At 61.9% G+C, this 22,928-nt stretch carries 24 protein-coding genes; 15 read left to right on the forward strand and 9 right to left on the reverse strand.

The features are described from left to right. Nucleotides 1-28: 28 nt before the first annotated feature. The 7 genes from I2H38_RS21395 to uraH all read right to left on the reverse strand — a co-directional run bounded on the left by I2H38_RS21395 (nucleotide 29) and on the right by uraH (nucleotide 5,226). A complete protein-coding gene (locus tag I2H38_RS21395; RefSeq protein ID WP_324617371.1) occupies nucleotides 29-814 on the reverse strand; it encodes a CatB-related O-acetyltransferase in 786 nt (261 codons plus the stop codon). A gap of 82 nt (nucleotides 815-896) precedes the next feature. Further along, nucleotides 897-1,829, reverse strand: coding sequence for a c-type cytochrome (locus I2H38_RS08980; protein WP_196271508.1), 933 nt, complete (start codon nucleotides 1,827-1,829; stop codon nucleotides 897-899). 59 nt (nucleotides 1,830-1,888) lie between these two features. Beyond that, nucleotides 1,889-2,323 (reverse strand): c-type cytochrome, encoded by a 435-nt coding sequence (locus tag I2H38_RS08985; RefSeq protein WP_196271509.1) that lies wholly within the window; start codon nucleotides 2,321-2,323, stop codon nucleotides 1,889-1,891. A 121-nt stretch (nucleotides 2,324-2,444) separates the two neighbouring features. After that, on the reverse strand, nucleotides 2,445-2,765 hold the full coding sequence (locus I2H38_RS08990) for a rhodanese-like domain-containing protein (protein ID WP_196271510.1): 321 nt from the start codon (nucleotides 2,763-2,765) through the stop codon (nucleotides 2,445-2,447). Between the two features lie 82 nt (nucleotides 2,766-2,847). Beyond that, on the reverse strand, nucleotides 2,848-3,294 hold the full coding sequence (gene lysM, locus I2H38_RS08995) for a peptidoglycan-binding protein LysM (RefSeq protein WP_196271511.1): 447 nt from the start codon (nucleotides 3,292-3,294) through the stop codon (nucleotides 2,848-2,850). Between the two features lie 133 nt (nucleotides 3,295-3,427). Beyond that, a complete protein-coding gene (puuE, locus tag I2H38_RS09000) occupies nucleotides 3,428-4,870 on the reverse strand; it encodes an allantoinase PuuE (RefSeq protein WP_196271512.1) in 1,443 nt (480 codons plus the stop codon). A 2-nt stretch (nucleotides 4,871-4,872) separates the two neighbouring features. Continuing rightward, a complete protein-coding gene (gene uraH / locus I2H38_RS09005) occupies nucleotides 4,873-5,226 on the reverse strand; it encodes a hydroxyisourate hydrolase (RefSeq protein WP_196271513.1) in 354 nt (117 codons plus the stop codon). A gap of 193 nt (nucleotides 5,227-5,419) precedes the next feature. Between uraH and I2H38_RS09010 the strand changes: the two genes are divergently transcribed. The 6 genes from I2H38_RS09010 to I2H38_RS09035 all read left to right on the forward strand — a co-directional run bounded on the left by I2H38_RS09010 (nucleotide 5,420) and on the right by I2H38_RS09035 (nucleotide 12,818). After that, nucleotides 5,420-6,646 (forward strand): urate hydroxylase PuuD, encoded by a 1,227-nt coding sequence (locus tag I2H38_RS09010; protein ID WP_196271514.1) that lies wholly within the window; start codon nucleotides 5,420-5,422, stop codon nucleotides 6,644-6,646. 213 nt (nucleotides 6,647-6,859) lie between these two features. Further along, a complete protein-coding gene (locus I2H38_RS09015) occupies nucleotides 6,860-7,294 on the forward strand; it encodes a GlcG/HbpS family heme-binding protein (protein ID WP_196271515.1) in 435 nt (144 codons plus the stop codon). Between the two features lie 159 nt (nucleotides 7,295-7,453). Then, nucleotides 7,454-9,037, forward strand: a complete 1,584-nt coding sequence (locus I2H38_RS09020) for a peptide ABC transporter substrate-binding protein (RefSeq protein ID WP_196271516.1) — start codon at nucleotides 7,454-7,456, stop codon at nucleotides 9,035-9,037. Nucleotides 9,038-9,116: 79 nt separating this feature from the next. Continuing rightward, nucleotides 9,117-10,037: an ABC transporter permease subunit gene (locus I2H38_RS09025; RefSeq protein ID WP_196271517.1), complete on the forward strand. Its 921-nt coding sequence runs from the start codon at nucleotides 9,117-9,119 to the stop codon at nucleotides 10,035-10,037. Nucleotides 10,038-10,045: 8 nt separating this feature from the next. Continuing rightward, nucleotides 10,046-11,182, forward strand: a complete 1,137-nt coding sequence (locus I2H38_RS09030) for an ABC transporter permease subunit (RefSeq protein ID WP_196271518.1) — start codon at nucleotides 10,046-10,048, stop codon at nucleotides 11,180-11,182. Nucleotide 11,183: 1 nt separating this feature from the next. Further along, nucleotides 11,184-12,818: an ABC transporter ATP-binding protein gene (locus tag I2H38_RS09035; protein ID WP_196271519.1), complete on the forward strand. Its 1,635-nt coding sequence runs from the start codon at nucleotides 11,184-11,186 to the stop codon at nucleotides 12,816-12,818. A 109-nt stretch (nucleotides 12,819-12,927) separates the two neighbouring features. On the opposite strand, the gene I2H38_RS09040 is transcribed toward I2H38_RS09035, so the two are convergent. After that, complete coding sequence (locus tag I2H38_RS09040) at nucleotides 12,928-13,260, reverse strand: GYD domain-containing protein (RefSeq protein ID WP_196271520.1); 333 nt, start codon at nucleotides 13,258-13,260, stop codon at nucleotides 12,928-12,930. Nucleotides 13,261-13,347: 87 nt separating this feature from the next. Beyond that, on the reverse strand, nucleotides 13,348-13,983 hold the full coding sequence (locus I2H38_RS09045) for a glutathione S-transferase family protein (protein ID WP_196271521.1): 636 nt from the start codon (nucleotides 13,981-13,983) through the stop codon (nucleotides 13,348-13,350). Between the two features lie 128 nt (nucleotides 13,984-14,111). Here I2H38_RS09045 and I2H38_RS09050 point away from each other — a divergent pair, with 128 nt between their 5' ends. From I2H38_RS09050 to I2H38_RS09090, 9 genes are all read left to right on the forward strand, one after another. Further along, a complete protein-coding gene (locus I2H38_RS09050; protein ID WP_196271522.1) occupies nucleotides 14,112-14,933 on the forward strand; it encodes a polyphosphate kinase 2 family protein in 822 nt (273 codons plus the stop codon). A 102-nt stretch (nucleotides 14,934-15,035) separates the two neighbouring features. Then, nucleotides 15,036-15,845: a GNAT family N-acetyltransferase gene (locus I2H38_RS09055; protein ID WP_196271523.1), complete on the forward strand. Its 810-nt coding sequence runs from the start codon at nucleotides 15,036-15,038 to the stop codon at nucleotides 15,843-15,845. A 44-nt stretch (nucleotides 15,846-15,889) separates the two neighbouring features. After that, nucleotides 15,890-16,726 carry a universal stress protein gene (locus tag I2H38_RS09060; RefSeq protein ID WP_196271524.1) on the forward strand — a complete coding sequence of 279 codons (837 nt, stop codon included), beginning with the start codon at nucleotides 15,890-15,892 and terminating at the stop codon, nucleotides 16,724-16,726. A gap of 315 nt (nucleotides 16,727-17,041) precedes the next feature. Then, nucleotides 17,042-17,974, forward strand: coding sequence for a DMT family transporter (locus I2H38_RS09065; RefSeq protein ID WP_196271525.1), 933 nt, complete (start codon nucleotides 17,042-17,044; stop codon nucleotides 17,972-17,974). Between the two features lie 93 nt (nucleotides 17,975-18,067). Next, complete coding sequence (locus I2H38_RS09070; RefSeq protein ID WP_196271526.1) at nucleotides 18,068-19,258, forward strand: substrate-binding domain-containing protein; 1,191 nt, start codon at nucleotides 18,068-18,070, stop codon at nucleotides 19,256-19,258. A gap of 9 nt (nucleotides 19,259-19,267) precedes the next feature. Next, complete coding sequence (locus I2H38_RS09075; protein ID WP_196271527.1) at nucleotides 19,268-20,044, forward strand: ABC transporter ATP-binding protein; 777 nt, start codon at nucleotides 19,268-19,270, stop codon at nucleotides 20,042-20,044. Next, nucleotides 20,037-20,762 carry an ABC transporter ATP-binding protein gene (locus tag I2H38_RS09080; protein ID WP_196271528.1) on the forward strand — a complete coding sequence of 242 codons (726 nt, stop codon included), beginning with the start codon at nucleotides 20,037-20,039 and terminating at the stop codon, nucleotides 20,760-20,762. Before I2H38_RS09075 ends, I2H38_RS09080 begins: the two co-directional genes overlap by 8 nt. Next, the gene (locus tag I2H38_RS09085; protein ID WP_196271529.1) at nucleotides 20,759-21,781 is read left to right on the forward strand and encodes a branched-chain amino acid ABC transporter permease; all 1,023 of its coding nucleotides are present in this window, start codon (nucleotides 20,759-20,761) and stop codon (nucleotides 21,779-21,781) included. Before I2H38_RS09080 ends, I2H38_RS09085 begins: the two co-directional genes overlap by 4 nt. Continuing rightward, nucleotides 21,778-22,899 carry a branched-chain amino acid ABC transporter permease gene (locus I2H38_RS09090; RefSeq protein ID WP_196271530.1) on the forward strand — a complete coding sequence of 374 codons (1,122 nt, stop codon included), beginning with the start codon at nucleotides 21,778-21,780 and terminating at the stop codon, nucleotides 22,897-22,899. Before I2H38_RS09085 ends, I2H38_RS09090 begins: the two co-directional genes overlap by 4 nt. The last annotated feature ends 29 nt before the right edge of the window (nucleotides 22,900-22,928 follow it).

Here is a 22,928-nt window from a genome sequence, read left to right on the forward strand (position 1 = left end):
ATCGGATCGAAAAGCGCCCTAGAAATCCTTATACCACCGCACTTTCTAACACAGAGCCGGCGCCCACTTCTGCGGAAAATGCACTAACCGTCTCCGAGGGCAGCGCGCGCAGGTACGTACCGCCATTCTTGGTGAAAATCTGCCTGAGCATCGGCTTGAGCGGCTCCAGGACGCCGTCCTCCCTTTCCATCAGGTCGAGCATCGCCATGGGGTTGTTGAGCGGCAGATCCGCCTTGCGCTCCAGCATTTTCGGCAGATCGAACTGCCACCATCGGACCCTCAGAAGCCGCTCGATGGTCGCCTCGTCGAAGCGATATTTCACAATCCGGGCCGGGTTGCCGACAACCACGGCGTAGTCCGGAACATCCTTGGACACGACAGCGCCCGCCCCGATGATCGCGCCGTTTCCGATCTTCACGCCAGGCAGGATGATCGCCCTCATCCCGACCCAGACATCGTTTCCGATCTCGGTTACTTTGCCGTAGCCTTTGAACGAGAAGGGCGGCTGATAGTCCACGAATCTCGAATAGATGTTCTGGTAGCTGCAAGGATGCGATGTCAGCCATTCCGTCGGGTGAGCGCTGCCACGAATGAGAACCGCGTCGCCAATCGAGCAATATCGCCCGATGGCCGCATGAGCGACGCCCGCGTGGGGGGCGAGATAAGAATAGGCCCCCATGGACACGTTCATCACGTTGGCGGCGCTGTATATCTTGACCGGCGCTTCCCACGTGAAACTCGTGTCGTAGGTCCCGTCTATATCGAGCCCGTGCTTCAGCAAGAGTTGTTTTTGGGTCAGATTTTCTTGCTGCATGGAACAACACATCAGGATTTTAACCGCACCTGCTGTGTATCGATATTACATCGTTCTGAGAAGCCCTTTCCCGGGCCGAATGTTACTGGGGCTTCGTGTATCCCGGCCTCTGCGGAAGAGCGAGGATATACTCCGACATAGCCTGGCGGTCGGCCTCGGAAAGCTGTGCGGTGTTGTGGACGACCGACGCCATGGGACCTCCGACCGTATCGAAGTTCGGCGTCTCACCCGTCTTCAGGAGCGTCGTCATTTCTTCAAGGGTCCATCCACCGATTCCCTTGGGACCCGGCGTGATGTTGGGAACGACGCCCTTGCCTTCCGGATCCGGACCTCCGGCGAAGCGGCGGTCCGTGATGATCGCGCCCATGAAATTCCGCTCGCTATGACACTCGGCGCAGTGACCTGGACCTTCCACCAGATAAGCCCCGCGGTTCACGTCGGCAGGCTTGGTCGAATCGGGTTGGAACACGCGCCCATCGAGAAATGCGAGCTTCCAAAGGCCGACGCCCTGACGAATGTTGAACGGGAATAGCAGTTCGTGCGGCGGGGCGCGGCCCTCGACCGCCGGCAGGGTCGTCATGAACGCGAACAAATCGGACAGCTCGTCCGGCGTCATCCGCTGATAAGACGTGTAGGGAAAGGCCGGATAGTAGTGCCGCCCGTCCGGCGACACGCCCTCGCGCATGGCCCGCACGAAATCGGTGACGCTCCAGCTCCCGATCCCGTCCTGCTTATGAGGCGAGATATTCGGCGTATGGAAGGTGCCGAAAGGCGACTTGAGGGCATAGCCCCCTCCGAGCCGCATGCGATCGTCCTGGCCGGGGGTGGCGTGACAGGAGGTGCAGCCTCCCGCAAAAAACAGGGTCCGGCCATTCTCCGGATCCGGGGGGCGATTGGCGGTGGGACCCGGTTGCTCGCCCCGAAGGAGGCGATATGCCGACGGCGAAGTCAGCGCCAGAAAGCCCAGACCTCCGCAAACGGCCAAAAACAGCAGGCCCGTCAGCGCCCTGCGCATCACGAATTCTCCAACATGAAACGGGCGGCGCACGGCCGCCCGGATCGCGCCTGATAGGATTAGCTTTTACGGAAGGTCTTGTGGCAGGTGCCGCAGTTCTGGAGGACCTTGGGGAACTCAGCTTTGAATGAGGCTTCGTCCTTGATGGACGTGATCGCCGCCTGAGCATCCTGTTCCAGCTTCGCAAAGCCGGATTCGAAAGCCGCCTTGCTTTCCCAGATGGTCGGGAGGGCCTCGGTCTTGTCCGTCGTTGCCTTCGAGCTCTCGGGGAAAAGGCCCGGAGCCTTCTTCGCGTTTTCCGAGATGGTCTTGAGCGCCGCCTGTGCCTTGGCGAGGTCGAACGGCTCTTGCCCGCGCAGCATGCCGCCGGTGGTCTTGGTTTCACCGCCCATCTGCTTCATCAGCGTCTGGCGCTGCTCCACGACGCCGCTCTCGGCAACCGCCGCAGTCATGCCGAGCGCCAGGAGGCCGGCAACGAAAATAGCACGCTTCATATATTCTTCCCTTCGTTGGCCCAAGCAATCGCATTTTGTCGATCTAAGCTCGGCAGGCTGTTACTAGCACACACTTTTCCCGATTCCGGCAATCCGAGACGGACACACATCTCCGTGAGGCCTATTCGATCGGCTCTCCCGCCAAGACCCAATCCTTGAAGCCTCCCTTGTAGTGCTCGCGGATATCCCGTCCTGAGGCTTGTGCGAATTCGAGTGCCCGGATCGATCGGACGCCGGCGGCACAGGAAAAGACGATCCGCTTGTCTTGCGGGAGGGAGGACGGATCGAAGGACGACAAGGGATGGGAAATGGCCCCCGGAATATGGCCCGCCGCGTATTCCTGCGGCTCCCGCACATCGACCAGAAGGATGGAGCCGCCCTGAAGCCCCTGCTTGATGGCCTCGCGGTCAAGATCGACGATTTGGGTTGTTACTCCGCTCATGGGGCTCCTCCGTGCGCATGCCTGAACCCTATCGGTTTCGCACGGAGAACGGCAATCGGAAATAGTCCCATTTCCGGAGTGCCTAAGCGAGCGCCGGAATGCGCAGCACCCAGCCCGGCTGGATCATGTCGGGGTTTTTGACCGGGGGGGAGTTGGCCTTCACGATCTCCGTGTATTTCGCGCCCTTGCCCTTGCCGTAGTGCTTCTCGGCGATCGCCCAAAGGGTGTCGCCCTTTTGAACCGTGTACATGGTGGATTCGGGGGTGGGATTTTGGATCTGGAGCCCGGCCGTGTCTACCTCGGCCACCCCAAAGGTGTTGCCGAGAGACAGGATGATCTTCTCCGCCTCCTCCTGGCTGACGGCCTGGCCGGACAGCTTGACCTTGTCGCCATCGACCTCGATTCCGAGCTTGTTGGCATCGAAACCGTGCCCTTGAACCTCTTGCTTCAATTTGTCCGGAGTGGCCGCTTCGGCGCTGCCGCCGAAAATCTTGGCTCCCGCCTCCTTGATGAACGTGAACAAACCCATGGCCCCGTCTCCTCTCGCACGGCCCAGGCCGAATTTGGCCAAGCCGAGACGAAGACGCGCAGGCCGCGCCAGCGGTTCCGCTTAAGGCGGGAAAGAAGGGACTAAAGTCACCCCTCTCCCCTTGAAAGATTGCCTAAGCCAGGGACGAGAACACATCAGCAAGCGACGGCAGGCGATCCTTCAGCCGCAACAGGGCGATCAGCTCGATCTGGACAACTGCCGTGTCGAATTCCCGGTCCGGATCGTGATTGAGCCGCTCCTCAAACGCCGCCAGGATTTCTTCCTTCGTCCGCCCTTTGACCGCCATGATGAAGGGGAACCCGAATTTCTGCTTGTAGGCGTCGTTGAGCGCCAGAAAGCGGTCACGTTCAGCTTCGGTCAGGCTGTCGAGCCCGGCGGAAGATTGCTCGCTGCGGGAATCGTCGGTGAGGTCGGCGAGCTTCAACCGGCCAGCGAGATCGGGATGCGCCCGGATGAGCGCGAGTTTCGGCTCGCGGCCGGCGTCCGACAGCACGTGAACCATCGCGGCATGCAAGCCCTCCGCCGTGTCCTGCGCCGAGGACAGACCGGCGTCATAGGCCTTCTCGGCAATCCAGGGCGAATGCTCGAAGATGTCACCATAAAGCTCGACGAAGACCGCCTTGTTCATGGTGCTTGGCCTCAAGCCCGGGAGGCGATGCTGCCTGATCCAGTGCCGTGCGATATCGATCCGCTTCGCGACCCAGACGTGCTCGTGCGAGGCGACATAATCCAAGAAACGCGCCAAAGCGGCGGCGCGGCCCGGTCGGCCGACGAGGCGGCAATGGAGGCCGACCGACATCATCTTCGGCGCGGTCGCGCCCTCGGCATAGAGCGTGTCGAACGAGTCCTTCAGATAGCTGAAGAACTGGTCGCCCGAGTTGAAGCCCTGCGGCGTTCCAAACCGCATATCGTTGGCATCGAGCGTGTAGGGCACAATCAGTTGCGGGTGCTTCGTGCTCTCGTCCCAGTAGGGCAATTCATCCGCATAGGAATCGGCGCAGTAGAGGAAACCGCCCTCCTCCGCCACGAGACGGATCGTGTGTTCCGAGGTGCGGCCTGTGTACCAGCCGAGCGGCCTTTCTCCCGTGACCTCGGTGTGGATGCGGATCGCCTCCCTCAGATGTGCGCGCTCCTCGTCCGAGGAAAAATCCTTGTAATCGATCCATTTGAGCCCGTGGCTCGCGATCTCCCACTCCGCCTCCCTCATGGCGGCGACTGCCTCCGGATTGCGCATGAGGGCGGTCGCAACCCCATAGACGGTCACCGGCATGGCTCGCTCGGTGAACATCCGCCACAACCGCCAGAAGCCGGCGCGGGAGCCGTATTCGTAGATCGACTCCATGCTCATGTGCCGCTGGCCCGGCCAGGGCGCAGCCCCAACGATCTCCGACAAGAATGCCTCGGACGCCCGGTCGCCATGGAGGATGTTGTTCTCGCCGCCCTCCTCATAATTGATCACGAACTGGACGCAGACCCGCGCGCGGTTCGGCCAATGGGGCTGCGGCGGATTGCGGCCGTAGCCGATCAGGTCGCGGGGATAGGATGCGTCAGCCATGGTCAGCTTCCTCGATAGGTCGAATAGCTCCAGGGCGAGACGAGAAGCGGCACATGATAGTGCCCATCAGGCTCGGCGATGGAAAAGCGGATCGGGACAACATCCAGGAAAGGCGGATCGGCCATCGCCGTTCCAGCCGATCTGAAATAGGCTCCGACTTCAAATACGAGTTCGTAAGTCCCGGTACGGAAGGCCTCGCCGATCATCAGGGGCGCATCAGTCCGTCCGTCCGCATTGGTCGTGGTGCGCAGGACGGAGCGGCGTCTGTCGCCCTCAACTGCGAACAGCTCGATAGCGACACCCCTGGCCGGCCTGCCATTGGCGGTATCCAGGACGTGGGTGGACAGGCGGCCCATGAGAACCTCGCGTGAAATAAAGAATAGGAATGTTCCGACCCCTCGCCCCGCCGTCAAGCGGCGACTTCAGAACAAGCCGACGAAGATTGGATTATTTGGAATCGGTTCCTGTTGAAAAAGCCTAACGGCAGGTCTTTCGCAAACAGCAAAGCCCCCCTAGGCTCTCATTTCCTTAAATCTCACAAGTGGCCGCATGATCGACCCGCAAATTTCCGAATGGATCAGCCAGCTTCTTCGCTGGACCCACGTCATCACCGCCATTGCCTGGATTGGCTCGTCTTTTTACTTCATCCATCTCGACCTGAGCTTGAAGAGGCGGGAAGGCCTGCCTCAAGGGGTCGGCGGCGAGGCCTGGCAGGTTCATGGCGGCGGCTTCTACAACATGCGCAAATATCTCGTTGCGCCGGCGGAGATGCCGAAGGAGCTGACCTGGTTCAAATGGGAAAGCTACGCGACCTGGATCACCGGTTTTTTCCTGATCGTGTGGGTCTATTATCTCCAGGCGGATCTCTACACGATCGACCCGTCCGTCCGCGCGCTGAGCCCCTGGCAGGCTCCCGCCATCGGTCTGGGGGCGATCGCGCTGAGCTGGTTTGTCTATGAGGGGCTGTGCCGGTCGCCGCTCGGCCGGAGCGCTCTCGCCCTTGGGATCGTCCTGTTCTTCTACATTCTGGCGGCGGCTTATTTCTTCACGCAGGTCTTCAACGGCCGCGCCGCCTTCCTCCACACCGGTGCGATGATCGCGACCTGGATGTCGGCCAGCGTGTTCTTCATCATCATCCCGAACCAGAAAAAGGTCGTGGCGGATCTTTTGGCCGGGCGCTCGCCCGATCCGGCCCTCGGCAAAGAGGCGAAGCTGCGCTCGACCCACAACAATTACCTGACGCTGCCCGTCATCTTTCTGATGCTCTCGAACCACTATCCGCTGACATGGTCTTCGCGATATTCGGTCGCGATCATCGGGCTCGTGGTGATCGCCGGCGCGGTGCTCCGCCACTTCTTCAATTCCCGCCATGCCGACAAGGGCTCGCCCTGGTGGACATGGGGTGTGGCGACAGCGTGTCTCGTTGCCGCGATCTGGCTCTCGATCATCGGAAAACCCGGCGGCTCCAACATGGCGAACGCTCAGGCCGAGCCAACGCGAGCGACGCTCGCTGCCTCTTTCGAGGAGGCGACGCTTGCCGTTCAGTCACGCTGTTCCATGTGCCATGCGGCCGAGCCCGTTTGGGAAGGCATTCACATCGCACCGAAGGGCGTGCGTCTCGACACGCCGGAGGATATCGCCCGCCATGCTGACCAGATCCGGATCCAGAGCGTCCTGACCCATGCCATGCCGCCCAACAACATCACCGAGATGACCTTGGAGGAGCGGACGGCCGTCGCGGCCTGGCTGGCTCAAAAGGATGCGGTAACGCGCTAAAGGTCTGCGAAAGCGCGTACTGCGGCCGACCCAAAATGCGGCAAAATCGCTCAAGCGCATGATCCGCCGAAGCGGTTCGGCGGCCAAATTATAGTCCATTTCAAGAGTTTAGAGCGCGAACACGAAGCTGGTTTCCACTTTTGCTGATCACGCTCTGAGACGCCTCGTATATTCCCACACCTCAAAACTGGCTCTCAAAGGAGGGACCCCAGAATGTCCGAACTCACCCTGCAAACGGCGCAGACCATCGTCACGGCCGCTCTCAAGACCGCGCGGGAAAAGGCGTTCAAGCCGCTCGCGATCGTCGTTTACGATGAGCGCGGAGCCCTCAAGGCCCTCCTGTCCGAGGACGGAACCAGCCTCAAGCGCGCCGAGATCGCCATGGGCAAGGCCTATGGGGCCCTGTCTCTCGGAGTCGGCTCGCGGGCCCTCCACAAAATGGCGACCGAGCGCCCCTATTTCATCGCGGCTGCGACCCACGCGGTCGGCGGGCAGCTTGTCCCCGTTCCCGGCGGCGTCCTGATCAAGGATGCGAAGGGACGTGTCCTCGGCTCCGTCGGGGTGTCGGGCGATACTTCTGACAACGACGAAATTGCGGCTGCCGCAGGCATCGAAGCCGCCGGTCTGGTCTTCGACGCCGGAGCATAATGCTTCTCCACACCCTGAAATCCTTGGTTTTCCTGGATTTTGAAGGGGGCTCTGGACAGAAACAGTTGTTTGAACAACAAATGAGATAAGGTCACGTCCGACGGGCGGGACCGAAGCATTTCGAAACCCTAACGAATAACAGTAAAGGGAACGCGTCTAATGTCATGGTTGAAAACGTTGGCTCTCGCCTCTGTCGCGACGGCCGCTCTCATGGGCGCAGCATCGGCTGAAGTCGTCTATAATCGCGCTAATTCCGGCGAGCCGGAAACCCTCGATACGCACAAGACCTCGACCGTTCAGGAAGCCCACATTCTGCGCGACATGCTCGAAGGCCTTGTGACTTACAACGCCAAGGGCGAGGCGATCCCCGGCCAAGCCGAGAAGTGGGACATCAGCGCCGATGGCAAAACCTACACCTTCAAGCTGCGCGACGGCATCAAGTGGTCGAACGGCGATCCGGTGAAGGCGTCCGACTTCGTCTTCTCCTACCGCCGCATCATGAACCCGGAAACGGGCGCGAAGTACGCGAACATCCTCTACCCGATCCTGAATGCCGAGAAGGCCAACAAGGGTGAGGGCAAGGTCGAGGATATCGGCGTCAAGGCGATCGACGACAAGACGCTCGAAATCAAGCTCGAGGCGGCGACCCCCTACTTCATCGAGCTTCTGACCCACCAAACCAGCCTTCCGGTCCATCCGGGTTCGGTCGAGAAGTTCGGCAAGGACTTCGTGAAGCCGGGTAACCTGGTATCGAACGGCGCCTACAAGCTCGCAGAGTCCGTGCCGAACTCGCACATCAAGCTCGTGAAGAACGAGAACTACTACGGTGCGAAGGACGTCAAGATCGATACGGTCATGTACTACCCCACGCCCGATTTCGCGGCGATGGTGCGTCGTTATGAAGCCGGCCAGCTCGACACGACCGACGATATCCCGGCGGATCAGACCAAGGCCCTGAAGGAAAAATTCAAGGATCAGGTCAAGCTCGGCCCGTATCTCGGCACCTGGTATCTGGTGATCAACTCGTCCAAGGCGCCCTTCAATGACGTGCGCGTCCGTCAGGCGCTCTCGATGGGCGTGGACCGCGAGTTCATCTCCGAACAGATCTGGGGCCAGACCATGCAGCCCGGCTATTCGTTCATGCCCCCCGGATTGGGCAACTACGGCGAGCCTGCCTACGCGGACTTCAAGGACGCCTCGCCGATCGACCGTGAGGAAAAGGCGAAGGCCCTTCTCAAGGCAGCTGGCTTCGGCCCCGGCAAGCCGCTGAAGGTCGAGATCCGCTACAACACCACCGACAACAACCGCAACACGGTTGTGGCTGTGGCCGAGCAGTGGAAGCAGATCGGCGTCGAGACCTCGTTCATCAACACGGACGGCAAGACCCACTTCGCTTATCTGCGTGACGGCGGCGACTTCGACGTGGCCCGCTACGGCTGGATCGCTGACTACTCGGATCCGAACGTCTTCCTGTTCCTGCTCCTGAGCGACAACAAGGGCTTCAACTACGGCAAGTACAACAACCCTGAGTACGATGCCCTTCTGAAGCAGGCCGCTACCGAGCTCGACCTGAAGAAGCGCGCAGACCTCATGAAGAAGGCCGAGGCCATCACCATGAAGGACATGCCGTGGATCCCGGTCATGTACTACGGCAAGAGCAATCTGATCTCGCCGAAGATCCATGGCTACGTCCATAACACCCGCGGCGTCTATCCGTCGCGCTTCCTGTCGAAGGACCAATAAGCTTTAAGCAATGGGGTGGCTCGTGCGAACGGGCCACCTCTTTTTGTTTTTTGCGGTCCTGGGCAATGGAGGCGTCACCTTGCTCTCGTACATCTTACGCCGATTGTTATCGGCGATCCCGACCCTTTTCGTGATCATCACGATCGCGTTCTTCCTCATCCGCCTTGCGCCGGGTGGTCCGTTCGACCTCGAACGCCCCCTTGAAGCCAAGGTGATGGAGAACCTCAACCGGATCTATAAGCTCGACCGGCCGCTCATCGAGCAATTCTGGCTTTATCTCAGCTCCGTCCTGCACGGCGATTTCGGCCCTTCCTTCTATCTCCGGGATTTTTCCGTCGCCGAACTCTTCGCCCGCGGTCTTCCCGTTTCCATGACTCTCGGCGGCCTCGCCCTCTCGCTCGCCGTCCTCGTCGGCGGCACGCTCGGAGCCATCGCCGCTTTGCGTCAGAACAGCGGCATCGATTATCTCGTCACCGGTCTCGGTGCTCTGGGCCTCACGATCCCGAACTTCGTCGTTGCGCCCGTCTTCCAGATCGTCTTCGGCCTGGCGCTGGCCTGGCTGCCCATTGCGGGCTGGAACAACGGCTCCCCGCCTAACCTCGTCCTCCCGGTGCTCGTGCTCGCCCTGCCTCAGATCGCCGTCGTGTCGCGCATGACCCGCGCGGCGATGATCGAGAACCTGCGCTCGAACCATATTCGTACGCTGCGTTCGCTGGGCCTGCCGTCGCTGACGATCATCAAGCATGCGCTTCGCGGCGCGGCGTTGCCGGTCGTCTCCTATCTCGGTCCGGCTGCCGCCGCGCTGTTGACGGGTTCGGTGGTGGTGGAAACCATCTTCGGGTTGCCTGGAGTCGGCCGCTATTTCGTCGAAGGTGCACTCAACCGTGACTACACGCTCGTCATGGGCACAGTCGTCGTGGTCGCCGTCTTCGTCCTGATTTTCAACCTCGTGGTCGATATCCTCTACGCGATTATCGATCCGCGCATTCGCTACGATTGAGTTGTTCCATGGCTGAAGGCGCTGTATTTCCCGCTGAAACGCTAAAAGATCCGGTCGTGGGGCGCTCGCTTTGGGTGGAGGCGCGTGGCCGCCTCGTCCGCAACAAGGCCGCCCTCACCAGCATCATCGTGCTGGGCTTCGTTGCGCTGGCCTGCATATTCGGGCCGCTCGTGACCGGACACCCGTTCGACAAGGTCTATCCCGACTACGTGAAGGTCCCCGCCAGTCTCGAATCCTATCCCAAGCCCGATCAGATCGAGCCGAACATCGAACGCATCGGCTCGCGCGTTCGCGCAAAGGCAGAGAACATCACCATCAATGGTGACAACGTCCACATGACGCTCGTCGGTCAGCGCCCCATCGATGAGCGCCTGCTCGCCTATTTCGAGCGATCCGATCTTTTCGGCGCGGCGAAGGTTGTCGAGCGCGCGGATGAAGGGAAGCGGCTGGTCGTCGATGTTCCCATGAAGCGCAAGTATTTCTTCTTCGGCACAGACACGAACGGACGCGATCTTCTCACGCGCACCATGAAGGCGGGTCAGGTTTCGCTCGCCATCGGCCTTCTCGCCACTTTCGTCGCCATTGTGATCGGCGTCATCTACGGCGCGACCTCGGGCTATCTCGGCGGACGGGCGGATCTCGTGATGATGCGCGCGGTCGATGTTCTCTATTCGCTGCCGTTCATCTTCTTCGTGATCATGCTGGTCGTGTTCTTCGGCCGGAACTTCGTCTTGATGTTCATCGCGGTCGGCGCGGTCGAGTGGCTCGACATGGCCCGCATCGTTCGCGGCCAGACGCTGTCGATCAAGCGTCAGGAATATGTCCAGGCGGCCGAGGCCCTCGGCGTCGAGACGAAGGGCATCATCCGTCGTCACGTCATCCCCAACACGCTGGGTCCCGTGGTCGTTTACATGACGCTGCTTGTGCCCAAGGTCATCCTGCTCGAGAGCTTTCTCTCCTTCCTCGGCCTCGGCGTGCAGGAGCCCAACACCAGCCTTGGCGTGCTGATCTCGGAAGGCGCCAAGAATATCCAGGGCGCGACCTGGATGCTGCTCTACCCGTCCATCACCCTCGTCACGATCCTGTTCTGTCTGAACTTCATCGGCGACGGCCTGCGCGATGCGCTCGATCCGAAGGACCGCTAACATGGCCGAACCTGTTCTTGCGGTCCGCAACCTTCACGTCCGCTTCCGCACGGGCGATGGCATCCTGCATGCCGTGAAGGGCATCGATATCGACGTCAACGCGGGCGAAACCGTCGCCATCGTCGGCGAGTCCGGCTCCGGCAAGAGCCAGACCATGATGTCGGTCATGGGTCTTCTCGCCTCGAACGGCTGGGCCGAAGGCTCGGTGAAGTATCGCGGCGATGAGCTGGTGGGTCTCTCCCCCGACAAGCTCAACCGCTATCGCGGCTCGAAGCTCACCATGATCTTCCAGGAGCCGATGACCTCGCTCGATCCGCTCTACAAGATCGGCGATCAGCTCGCGCTGCCGCTGACCACCCATGGCGGGTTGAGCAAGGCGAAGGCGCGCGAGCGCGCCATCGAACTGTTGGAGCTGGTGCGTATCCCCGATCCGGCCCGGCGCATCGACTCCTATCCGCACGAAATGTCGGGCGGCCAGCGTCAGCGTGTCATGATCGCGATGGCGCTCGCCAACAGTCCGGACGTGCTGATCGCGGACGAGCCGACGACCGCCCTCGACGTGACGGTCCAGGCAAAGATCCTCGAACTTCTCGCGGATCTGCAAAAGCGGCTTGGCATGTCGATCGTGTTCATCACCCACGATCTCGGCATTGTGCGCCGCTTCGCCGACCGTACCTATGTGATGAAGCGTGGCGAGGTGGTGGAGAGCGGCAAGACCGCCGACATTTTCGCCACGCCGAAGCATCCCTACACGCAGATGCTGATCGACGCCGAGCCGACTGGACGCAAGGAGCCCGCGCCGGCCAACGCGCCGATGGTTCTGGAAGCCAAGGATGTCCAGGTCGTATTCGGCCTGAAGAAGGGCTTTTTGGGCAAGACGGGGCACGTGCTTCGCGCGGTCGACGGCGTCAGTCTTTCGGTGCGCGCGGGTGAAACCGTCGGCGTCGTCGGCGAGTCCGGCTCGGGCAAATCGACGCTCGGCCGCGCGATCCTGAGGCTGCAGACGGCCTCCGGCATGGTGCGGTTCGAAGACAGGAACCTGATGCCCCTCGACCGCGCGGGCATGCGCCCCTTAAGGCGTCACCTGCAGTTGGTGTTCCAGGACCCGTTCGGCTCCCTGTCGCCCCGCATGACCTCAGGCGAAATCGTCACCGAAGGCCTCCTCGTCCACGAGCCGAGCATCTCCCGCAAGGAGCGCGACCGGCGCGCAGCGCAAGCCTTCGAGGAAGTGCGCCTCGATCCGGCATGGCGCAACCGCTTCCCGCACGAATTCTCGGGCGGCCAGCGGCAGCGTATCGCCATTGCCCGCGCGATGATCCTGCATCCGAAGCTCGTCGTTCTCGATGAGCCGACTTCGGCGCTCGACCGCTCGGTGCAGAAGGAGATCGTCGAACTGCTGCGCGACCTGCAGAAGGCCCACGGCCTGGCTTATGTCTTCATCAGCCACGACCTCGCCGTCGTGCGGGCGCTCTCGGACGAGATCATGGTCATGAAGTCCGGCAAGGTGGTGGAACGTGGAACCGCCGAGCAGATCTTCGAGCGGCCGAAGGAGGACTATACCCGCGATCTGATCGCGGCAGCCTTCCTAACGCAGCGCGATAATGCCGAAGCGAAGGGCCAATCTCTGGCCTCCTAGACCATCGAGACCCTGGAACCGATTTTCATGGCGCGGGTTCAACTCCGCGCCATCAAGAAGCTCGCGGTTTATCGCGCAAAGCGCGGCTCCCGGGGCTGACTCGGGAAACCTACGCCGCCCCAGCTGGCCGGAAAGAGGCTGTGATCGAGCCCGCGTTCGTGAAAGCGGTCTTCATCTCGGCGGATGTAAAGGCAACCGTTGTCTTGAGATCGGTCACCGCGCCGCTCGCGCCCACGATGACGGCCGCTGTCGGGGCCCCCTCGAGAGGCCCTTCCGAGATGGTGAGAAAGTCATACTCGCCGAAGGTCATGTAATAAGCGATGAGCCGTCCGCCCGATTTGGCGAAAAGTTGCCCGACAGCCTCGGCGCGATCCTCCGGCTTGGCCAGCATCCCCTTGAGAGCCTGCGGCGTGAAACGTCCCTGCGTGATGAAAATCGGCATGTTTCAATCTCCCGTCGAAAGGGAGAAAATCCTCGCACAGGGGCGCGCGGTCTTATTGATGGATGTCAATAAGACCTGGACCCCGCCTCAAATGAACGGGGCTGCAAGGCCTTCGACCTTGAGTGTCTCCTGAACGGCAGGTCGCGCCAGAACCCGTTCGACAAGCGCGTTCAGGTTCGGGATCGTGCGTGCCGGACGCGGCATGTTGCGGCTCCAGCGGATCAGCATGAAAAGGAAGAGATCGGCGGCGGAAAACTGATCTCCCAACAGCCATGTTTTGTCGCCGAGCTGTTCGGAAATCAGGTCGAACATCCCGTTGAGGCGCTGCCCGGCCGCTTCCTTCACGGTCGCCGCGGCCGTCTGATCGATGACATGTTCATGCGGATAGAACCACGCGCGGTATTCCGGCTGCGGCGTATTCGTGAGGTGAATCATCCACTTGTAGAACTCGGCCCGCTCCGGGCTTCCGACAGCAGGCGCGAGACCGGATGCGGGGAACTTATCCGCGATGTGCAGCGCAATGGCCGCAGTCTCGAAAACGACGAGATCGCCATCGACGAGCAGCGGAATGCGCCCATTCGGATTGAGCTTGCGGTATTCCTCGCCCTTATGCGCATCGTTGTCCCGGTCGATAAAGCGCAGTTCGAACGCTGCTCCGGCCTCCCGCAGCATCATATGGGGGACCAGGCTGGCAAGGCCGGGCGAATAGTAGAGTGCGAGCATCGTCTTTGCGCCTTCCAGTCTTCATCTGTGATGCGCTTTGATAGCGAGTAAAGCTGTAGCGCGCCAGCCAGGCCTTTCTTTCGCGCTACCTTGCCCTATCGTTCTGGTGCCAAGCTAAAGGGCGAGCGATGGATCTTTTGCAGGACGCGATCAAGAAACTTCAGGTCAAGCCGGGCGAGCATATCAAGCTGAAGGAGCGCGACCCGCGCGACAAATGTGGCTTTGAGGACGAGGTCAAGACCGAAGCGCAAACGGCGATCATCGCGCAGGAGATCGATCAGCTTCAGGACAGGCTTTACGCGGAAGGAAAGCGCGCCCTGCTCGTCGTCCTGCAAGGCATGGACACGGCCGGCAAGGATGGCACCATTCGCGGTGTCTTCAACACCACCGGCCCCATCGGCATCGCCGTGACCGCGTTCCGGCAACCGACCGAGAACGAGTTGGCGCACGACTTTCTCTGGCGCGCCCACGCCGCGTGCCCTCGCCGCGGCACCATCGGCATCTTCAACCGCTCGCATTATGAGGACGTGCTCGTGGCGAAGGTGCGGGGCTTTGCACCGAAGGATGCCATCGAGCAGCGCTACGAGCAGATCAACGCCTTCGAGAAGACGCTGATCGAGAACGGCACGGTGATCCTGAAATTCATGCTCCACATCTCGAAGAAGGAGCAGGCCGAGCGGCTGCAGGAGCGTCTCGACAATCCGAAGAAGCACTGGAAGTTCAATCCCGGCGACCTGGAAGACCGGAAACTCTGGGACGAGTTCGAGGACGCCTACGAGACCATGCTGCATCGCTGTTCGACCAAGTGGGCACCCTGGTACCTGATCCCCGCCGATCGAAAATGGGTTCGCAACGCCGCCATCGCCGGTGTGGTTCAGGCAACGCTCGAAGACATGAATCCCCACTATCCGCAGGTTTCCTGGAAGCCCACCGATTTCAAGATCGTCTAGCCGCAATCGTCTAGAGGACCCTGCACAGCTTCAAGGGCGGCCGGAGTTGCGCAAAAATCGCAATGTGATTTCATGGCACTCTGTTGCTCGCGGGGCTTTCGAATGGGCACATCTGACTTGCTCAACCTTTACGATGCCGAAGTCCGGGCGTGGACGGGCCAACTCTCGCCCGGATATGTCACGGAGCGGGACGGCGCCGTCGTGCGCCTGATCGGGCCCGGCCCGGAAGCGCATGACAATGCGGTGCTCTGGACCAGGCTCGACGGCGCGAATGCCGACGCGGTCATAGCCGCGCAGGTCGATTTCTTCGGATCTCGCGGGCGCGCCTTCGAATGGAAGCACTTCAGCCACGACAAACCCTCCGACCTTGCCGCGCGACTTCAGGCGGCAGGCTTTGTCGCGCAGGAGACAGAAACCTTCGTCGCCTTCGATGTCGCCCAGGATCCGGGCCAGAAAAATCTGCCTTCCGCCATCCGCGTCGAGCGGCTCGATGATCCGGCGGCTTGCAAGGACATCGCAGCCGTAAACGGCGCGGTCTATGGGGATGCCGACAGCGCGGGGCGGCTTGCAGACATGATCGCGCGGGAAAAGCAGTCGGACCCGGACAGTCTGTCCATCTACGCCGCCTATGTTGATGGCAATCCGGTCAGCGTCGGCTGGATGCGGCACAAGCGGGGAGATGCCTTCGGCGGCCTGTTCGGCGGCTCGACGCTCATGGAGTGGCGCGGCAAGGGTGTCTATTCGGCGCTCGTCGCCGCCCGCGCCCGCGAGGCTTTGGCGCGCGGCTGCCGCTGGTTGACCGTGGATTGCAGCCCCATGAGCCTTCCTATCCTGGAGCGCCGGGGCTTCCAGCGCCTCTCAGTCATCACGCCCTTCATCTGGTCGCCGGAATCCGCCGCCTCACAACCTTAACCGGAGGGCTTGCCGAGGGACGGTTTGAGCGCGACAATATTGGTATGAAAAGCATCCTCGTCCCCATCGAAGATCACGGCGTCGTCGAGCCGATCCTGGAAACGGCCCTCCTGCTTGGGCGGATGTTCGACAGTTATATCGAGGGCATCGCGATCACCCCGGATTATCCGGTGGTGCTCCCGGTGGACATCGCTATCGGGGTTCCCTCCCCCATTACCCCAGAGAACCGGGTCGAGATTGCGCAAGCGTGCCGCGAACGTTTCCAAGCCTTCATGGTGACGAAACAAATTCCCCGTGCCGCCTCTGCGCTTGCCGGGTTGAGCTACGCTTGGCGCCAGGACGGGTTGGTGGAAGACGCCTTCCTGGGGGCCTATGGGCGCGTGTTTGATATCAGCGTGGTTGGGCGTCCCGATGGAGCGAGTGGCCACACGCGCCTTTCGACGGTCGAGGCGGCCTTGTTCGAGACGGGCCGGCCCGTTCTCATCGCCCCTCCGAAGACGCCGACCACCCTCGGCGAGACCGTCCTGATCGCCTGGAACCGGAGCACAGAGACCGCGCGCGCCGTGCTGGGCGCCATGCCGATTCTCGCCAAGGCGCGCCGCATCGTCGTGCTTGAACTCGAGGATTGGGGCCTTCCCGGACCATCCGCTGCGGAACTGGTGCGATCCTTACGGATCCACGGCATGACCGCCGAGGCGCTGACCCTGCCGGATCCGGCAAACAAACCGGGAGAAGCGATCCTCGCCGAGGCCAAGGCGCTCGGCTGCGATCTCCTGGTCAAAGGTGCTTACACCCAAAGCCGCCTGCGGCAGATGTTCTTCGGCGGTGCGACGAGCCATATCCTGAGCCAGACGACGATCCCTGTTCTGATGGCACACTGATAAAGGCGGCCAAGTCCTCGCCACCTGCACGATTCTACGCGACGATCTCCCTCTGCTCATGCTTCTGGTCAGCGGGACCAAGACCTCCTGAGCCGGAGCCGCTCGGCGCAGCGCTCTACCATGGCTTGTGAATCGCGCATGTTTCACTCATGAATGCGCCTCATTGACAAAAACACGGATACATCGCGCGAACGCGCATTCCGATACGGCTTTTCCAGAGTTTTCAATGCTTTTCCCAATCATGAGATTACCCAACCTGCGACAAGCGGCGGCCGCCTCGCTTTCTCGCCGTGTCTTCGAGTTTGATGGTGTGAAATGAGTCGCTCCGCATCGTTGCCGGATTCCAAGCTCCGGTCGGGAGCGCTCGCCGGCATCGGCTTCATGGTGCTCGGCGTCTTCCTGTTCTCCGTCAATGACGTCATGGGGAAATGGCTGGTGGCCACCTATTCGGTCGGCCAACTCCTTCTCTTGCGCAGCATCGCGGCACTCGCCGTGCTCTTTCCGCTCATGCGGAAGCAGAATGTCCCCCTCCTCGCGATTCCGCCTCAGCCGGGGATGCATCTCCTGCGTGTCATCTTCTCCACGCTGGAGGTCGCCTGCTTTTATTGGGCCGTCACCTATCTCTCCCTCGCCGACGTCATGACTTATTATCTGGCGGGCCCGATCTATGTGGCGGCCCTGGGCGTGTTCTGGCTCGGCGAAAAACTCGACTGGCCCCGGGTAGCGACCATCGGTGTCGGCTTCATTGGCGTTCTCATCACGCTGCGCCCATCTGCAGCAACGCTCAGCCTGCCTGCCCTCGTCGCGCTGGCGGGCAGCGTGTCCTACTCGATGTTGATGATAACGACCCGCCAATTACGCGATACCCACGACGCCACCCTGGTTCTGGGCCAGATCCTGGGCGCTCTGCTGTTCGGCGTGTTCACCGCGCCCTTCGCCTGGGTCGCGCCAGGGTTCCTCGATCTCGCGGCCCTCTTTCTTCTGGGCATCGTCTCGATGGCCGGGCACGCCTGCACCAATCGCTCCTTGAAGATCGCACCGGCCTCCATCGTCGCGCCCTATCAATACACGCTGATCGTCTGGGCCATCGTTTTGGGCTATCTCGCCTTCGGCGACATCGTCGAATTCTGGACGCTCGTCGGCGCGGCGGTCATTTGCGCATCGGGACTCGTGCTGATGGTGCTGGAAAGAAGTACCGCGCTGCGCGCCCGGAAGGACATCGAAGCGCCGATCCTGCCGGAAGCTTGAGACAGCTAAATAATCTCCACAGGGGGTCCAAGAGTAGAACTTGACAGGCAACAGGACGGCAACCTCAATAACCTTACAAAAATGGGGAGTCGGATGCGTCTAAAGCTTTCATTTGCTACCGCTGCGGCAGGTCTTTTGTTGACCTCGGCGGCTTTCGCCCAGGATATCAAAATCGCCCTCATCGCGGGCAAGACCGGACCGCTCGAGGCTTACGCCAAGCAGACCGAAGCGGGCTTCATGATGGGGTTGGAATACCTCACCAAGGGCACGATGACCGTCGGCGGGCGCAAGATCTCCGTCATCGTCAAGGACGACCAGCTCAAGGCGGATCTCGCCAAGACCCTTCTCGAGCAGGCCTATAACGACGATAAGGTCGACCTCGCCATCGGCACGACCTCATCGGCTGCCGCCCTTGCGATGCTTCCGGTCGCGGAAGAAAATGGCAAGGTGCTGATCGTGGAGCCCGCCGTCGCGGACGCGATCACCGGCGAAAAATGGAACCGCTTCATCTTCCGCACCGCCCGCAACTCGACGCAGGATGCGTACGGCGCGGCTGCCGCCGTTCCGGCGACCGGCGATGTGTCGATCGCGACGCTGGCGCAGGACTATGCCTTCGGCAAGGACGGCGTCGCCGCGGTCAAGACCGCGCTGGCCGAAATCCGTCCGAACGCCAAAGTCGTGTTCGAGGAGTACGCCCCTCAGAACGCCACCGACTTCACCGCCTCCGCCCAGCGCATCTTCGACGCACTCAAGGACAAGCCGGGCAAGAAGATCATCAACATCATCTGGGCGGGCCAGCATCCGCTGCCGAAGATCGCTGACCTGAAGCCCGAGCGCTTCGGCATCGAGATCGCACCGGGCGGCAACATCCTGCCGGCCATGCAGATCTACAAGAACTATCCCGGCATGGAAGGCGCGGTTTACTACTACTACGCGTTCCCCAAGAACCCGATGAACGACTGGCTCGTGGCCGAGCACCAGAAGCGCTTCAACGCGCCGCCGGACTTCTTCACGGCGGGCGGCTTCGCGGCGGCGTCCGCCGCTCTCACGGCCATCGAGAAGGCTGGCGGCACCGATACCGAGAAGCTGATCAAGGCCATGGAAGGCATGAGCTTCGAGACGCCCAAGGGCACGATGACCTTCCGCAAGGAAGATCACCAGGCGCTGCAAGCCATGTATCACTTCAAGGTCAAGGCCGACGGCAAGGACGCGAACGATCTGCTCGATCTCGTCAACACCATTCCGGCCGACAAGATGCCGATCCCGGTCCGGAACAAGCGCTGATCTGACATCGTGTCTCAAACAACAACAACGCCCGCGCTGGAAACGCGCGGGCTTACCATTCGTTTTGGCGGCCATGTGGCCGTCAATGACGTTTCGTGCCGGTTTACCCCCGGCACCCTGACGGCGATTGTCGGACCGAACGGGGCCGGCAAGACCACCTATTTCAACCTCGTCTCCGGCCAGCTGCGCGCCAGCGCGGGACAGGTGCTGGTCGATGGCGAGGACGTCACGAACCTAGCGCCCTCCGCCCGAACCCGGCGAGGGCTCGGACGCGCGTTCCAATTGACCAATCTCTTCCCGCAATTGACCGCGCTGGAGAATGTGCGTCTTGCGGTGCAAAGCCGCGCCGATGCGGGCTGGTCCTTCTTCAAGGTCTGGAACAGCCGCCGCGATCTGATCGAGAAGGCGGAAGCCGTCCTCGAGCGCGTGCGCCTCGCGGACAAGCGCCATGTGGCCCCCAAGACGCTCTCGCATGGCGATCAGCGCAAGCTCGAAGTGGCGTTGCTCATCGCCATGGAACCCAAGGTGTTCATGTTCGACGAGCCGACGGCCGGCATGAGCGTCGATGAGGTGCCGACGGTGCTCGAACTGATCCACGACATCAAGCAGCGCGGAGATGCGACCGTTCTTCTCGTCGAGCACAAGATGGACGTGGTGCGCTCGCTCGCCGACCGCATCGTCGTGCTCCACAACGGAACGCTCGTCGCCGACGGCGACCCGGCGACGGTGATCGCCTCGCCGGTCGTGCAGGAAGCCTATCTCGGAGTGGAGACCACCCGTGACTGAGCCCCTTCTCCAACTGACCGACGTGCACACCCACATCGGCCCCTATCACATCCTGCAAGGCGTGACCTGCGACATCCCCACCGGCAGCCTGACCATGCTTCTCGGCCGCAACGGCGCGGGCAAGACCACGACGCTCCGCACGATCATGGGTCTGTGGCGGGCTTCAAGCGGCAAAATCCGGTTCGACGGACGTGACATCACGACGTGCTCGACACCCAGTATCGCGCAAGCGGGCATCGCCTATGTGCCGGAATCCATGGCCATCTTCACCGATCTGACAGTGCGCGAGAACATCGTGCTTGCCGCCCGCAGCGGCCCCGTGGACAGCGCGAGGCTCGACTGGATGCTCGGCCTCTTCCCTGCCCTCAAACGGTTCTGGAACCTGCCCGCCGGCAATCTATCCGGCGGCCAGAAGCAGATGCTCGCCATCGCCCGCGCTATCGCGGAGCCCCGCCGGTTGCTGCTCGTCGACGAACCCACCAAGGGCCTCGCGCCCGTCATGGTGCGCAGCATGATCGAGGCGTTCCGCGCCCTGAAGGCGGCGGGCGAAACGATCCTGCTCGTGGAGCAGAATTTCTATGCGGCTTCCGCACTCGGCGACAATGTGCTGGTGATGGATGACGGGCGCATCGTGCATTCGGGGGCCATGAGCGATCTCGTGGCCGATCAAGTCCTGCAACAACGCCTGCTCGGCCTCAGCCTGGATGCCCACCAATGACCGACATCGCCGTTGAAACCTCCGCTCCGGCTGAACTGCCGCGTACCAAGACGGATTGGGTTCCGCTGGCCCTCGTGCCGGCGCTTGCCCTTCTCGCGCTCCCCTTCATCGGGTCCCCCTCCGCCTGGGTAACGCTGACCGTCGCCGGGCTCGCGATGGGCATGATGATCTTTCTCATGGCCTCCGGACTGACCCTGGTCTTCGGCCTGATGGACATCATCAATTTCGGCCACGGCGTTTTCATCTCGCTCGGGGCCTATGCCACGCTCATCGTCCTCGGCCCGCTCGCCGGATGGGGCGAGGCGGATTCGATCGGGCTCAATCTGGCCCTTCTCGGGCTTTGCATCGTCACTGCCATGGCGGTGACGGGCGTTGTCGGCGCAGTGTTCGAGCGGGTGATCGTCCGCCCGGTCTATGGCAGCCACCTCAAGCAGATCCTCGTCACCATGGGCGGCCTGATCGTGGCCGAACAGGCGATCCACGCCATCTGGGGCGCATCGCCCATTCCGATCCGCCTGCCGGAAACCTTACGCGGCGCGTTCGTCATCGGCGACATCGTGATGGAGCGTTACCGCGTCGTCGCCGTCGGGGTCGGCCTCGTCGTCTTCATCGGCATGCAGCTCCTCCTGAACCGCACCCGCATCGGCCTCCTGATCCGCGCGGGCGTCGAGAACCCGGAAATGGTCGAGGCGCTCGGCTATCGCATCCGCCGCCTGTTCGTCAGCGTGTTCGTGGCGGGCTCGGCGCTCGCCGGCCTCGGTGGCGTCATGTGGGCCTTCTATCGCCAGACGCTCACCGCCGGCATGGGCATGGAGGTGATGGTCCTCGTGTTCATCGTCATCATCGTCGGCGGTCTCGGCTCGGTCGGCGGATGCTTCGTCGGCTCCATCCTCGTCGCTCTCGTGGCGAACTACGTCGGCTTCCTCGCGCCCAAACTAGCGCTGATCTCCAACATCCTCGTGATGGCTCTCGTGCTGACCTGGCGTCCGCAGGGCCTCTTTCCGGTAGCACGCCGATGACCGCGACCTCCGTTATTCCTGCCCCCTTTGATGAAAGCCGGAGCCGCGCTGGCTTCCTTAGCCGGGCTCTTTCCTCGGACCTGCCGCGCTCACGGGCGCTATCCTTCATCCTCATCGCCATCGTGCTCACACTGGCGCTGACGCCCCTCCTCTTCTCGGGCAGTCAACCTCTGAGCACGGCGGCGAAGATCTGCGTCTTCATCGTGCTGGTCGCGAGCTACGACCTGCTGCTCGGATATTCGGGCATCGTCTCGTTCGCCCACACCATGTTCTTCGGCATCGGCGGCTACGGCATCGCCATTGGTCTCGAAAAGCTAGGGCCGGATTGGAGCTCCGTCGCCATCGGTCTTATCGCGGCGCTGGCGCTCTCGGCGGTGCTTGCCATCGCCATCGGCCTGTTGTCGCTGCGCGTGCGGGCGATCTTCTTTTCAATGATCACCCTTGCCGTCGCTTCCGCCATGGCGGTCCTGGCCTCCCAGATGTCCGGCATCACGGGGGGCGAGGACGGGCTGTCCTTCCAACTGCCCTATGCCTTGCGTCCTGCCTTTCGCGTCTTCTCGGAGCCGGTTTTCGGCGTCATGATCAACGGGCGCATCGTCGCCTATTACCTCGTGTTCTTCGTGACGGTCGGCGTGTTCCTCCTCCTGCTGCGCATCGTGAACTCCCCCTTCGGGCGCGTGTTGCAGGCAATCCGCGAGAATGAGTTTCGCGCCGAGGCCCTCGGATACCGCGTCGTGGCCTATCGCACCGCCGCCTCGGTCATCTCGGCGCTCGCCGCCACCATCGCAGGGGGCCTGCTCGCCCTGTGGCTGCGCTATAACGGTCCGGACACGACGCTGTCGTTTGCGATCATGATCGACATCCTGCTCATGGTCGTGATCGGTGGCATGGGAACCATGTATGGCGCGATCATCGGCGCAGCGCTCTTTGTCCTGGCTCAGAGCTATCTTCAGGTTCTGATGGACGCGGGCAGCAAGGCGTTGGCGGGCATTCCGCTCCTTCCGAACCTCGTCCACCCGGATCGCTGGCTCCTCTGGCTCGGCGCGCTGTTCGTCATCAGCGTCTATGCCTTTCCCGGTGGGATCGTAGGACGATTGCGGCAGGGCAAGCAGTCTTGATCGAACCAAGCCCGCGTCGGATCGTTGGT

The sequence above is a fragment of the Microvirga alba genome (assembly GCF_015694465.1).
GTDB classification, from domain to species: Bacteria; Pseudomonadota; Alphaproteobacteria; order Rhizobiales; family Beijerinckiaceae; genus Microvirga; species Microvirga alba.

Bases quoted from the DNA above. Each gene is read 5' to 3' on its own strand.
- I2H38_RS09085 (WP_196271529.1), top strand. From the start codon at position 20,759: ATGACCGACATCGCCGTTGAAACCTCCGCTCCGGCTGAACTGCCGCGT.
- puuE (WP_196271512.1), bottom strand. From the start codon at position 4,870: ATGGCTGACGCATCCTATCCCCGCGACCTGATCGGCTACGGCCGCAAT.
- I2H38_RS09035 (WP_196271519.1), top strand. From the start codon at position 11,184: ATGGCCGAACCTGTTCTTGCGGTCCGCAACCTTCACGTCCGCTTCCGC.
- I2H38_RS21395 (WP_324617371.1), bottom strand. From the start codon at position 814: ATGCAGCAAGAAAATCTGACCCAAAAACAACTCTTGCTGAAGCACGGG.
- I2H38_RS09055 (WP_196271523.1), top strand. From the start codon at position 15,036: ATGGGCACATCTGACTTGCTCAACCTTTACGATGCCGAAGTCCGGGCG.
- I2H38_RS09010 (WP_196271514.1), top strand. From the start codon at position 5,420: ATGATCGACCCGCAAATTTCCGAATGGATCAGCCAGCTTCTTCGCTGG.
- I2H38_RS09050 (WP_196271522.1), top strand. From the start codon at position 14,112: ATGGATCTTTTGCAGGACGCGATCAAGAAACTTCAGGTCAAGCCGGGC.
- uraH (WP_196271513.1), bottom strand. From the start codon at position 5,226: ATGGGCCGCCTGTCCACCCACGTCCTGGATACCGCCAATGGCAGGCCG.
- I2H38_RS09045 (WP_196271521.1), bottom strand. From the start codon at position 13,983: ATGCTCGCACTCTACTATTCGCCCGGCCTTGCCAGCCTGGTCCCCCAT.
- I2H38_RS09020 (WP_196271516.1), top strand. From the start codon at position 7,454: ATGTCATGGTTGAAAACGTTGGCTCTCGCCTCTGTCGCGACGGCCGCT.
- I2H38_RS08990 (WP_196271510.1), bottom strand. From the start codon at position 2,765: ATGAGCGGAGTAACAACCCAAATCGTCGATCTTGACCGCGAGGCCATC.
- lysM (WP_196271511.1), bottom strand. From the start codon at position 3,294: ATGGGTTTGTTCACGTTCATCAAGGAGGCGGGAGCCAAGATTTTCGGC.
- I2H38_RS08980 (WP_196271508.1), bottom strand. From the start codon at position 1,829: ATGCGCAGGGCGCTGACGGGCCTGCTGTTTTTGGCCGTTTGCGGAGGT.
- I2H38_RS09070 (WP_196271526.1), top strand. From the start codon at position 18,068: ATGCGTCTAAAGCTTTCATTTGCTACCGCTGCGGCAGGTCTTTTGTTG.
- I2H38_RS08985 (WP_196271509.1), bottom strand. From the start codon at position 2,323: ATGAAGCGTGCTATTTTCGTTGCCGGCCTCCTGGCGCTCGGCATGACT.
- I2H38_RS09060 (WP_196271524.1), top strand. From the start codon at position 15,890: ATGAAAAGCATCCTCGTCCCCATCGAAGATCACGGCGTCGTCGAGCCG.
- I2H38_RS09065 (WP_196271525.1), top strand. From the start codon at position 17,042: ATGAGTCGCTCCGCATCGTTGCCGGATTCCAAGCTCCGGTCGGGAGCG.
- I2H38_RS09030 (WP_196271518.1), top strand. From the start codon at position 10,046: ATGGCTGAAGGCGCTGTATTTCCCGCTGAAACGCTAAAAGATCCGGTC.
- I2H38_RS09090 (WP_196271530.1), top strand. From the start codon at position 21,778: ATGACCGCGACCTCCGTTATTCCTGCCCCCTTTGATGAAAGCCGGAGC.
- I2H38_RS09040 (WP_196271520.1), bottom strand. From the start codon at position 13,260: ATGCCGATTTTCATCACGCAGGGACGTTTCACGCCGCAGGCTCTCAAG.
- I2H38_RS09015 (WP_196271515.1), top strand. From the start codon at position 6,860: ATGTCCGAACTCACCCTGCAAACGGCGCAGACCATCGTCACGGCCGCT.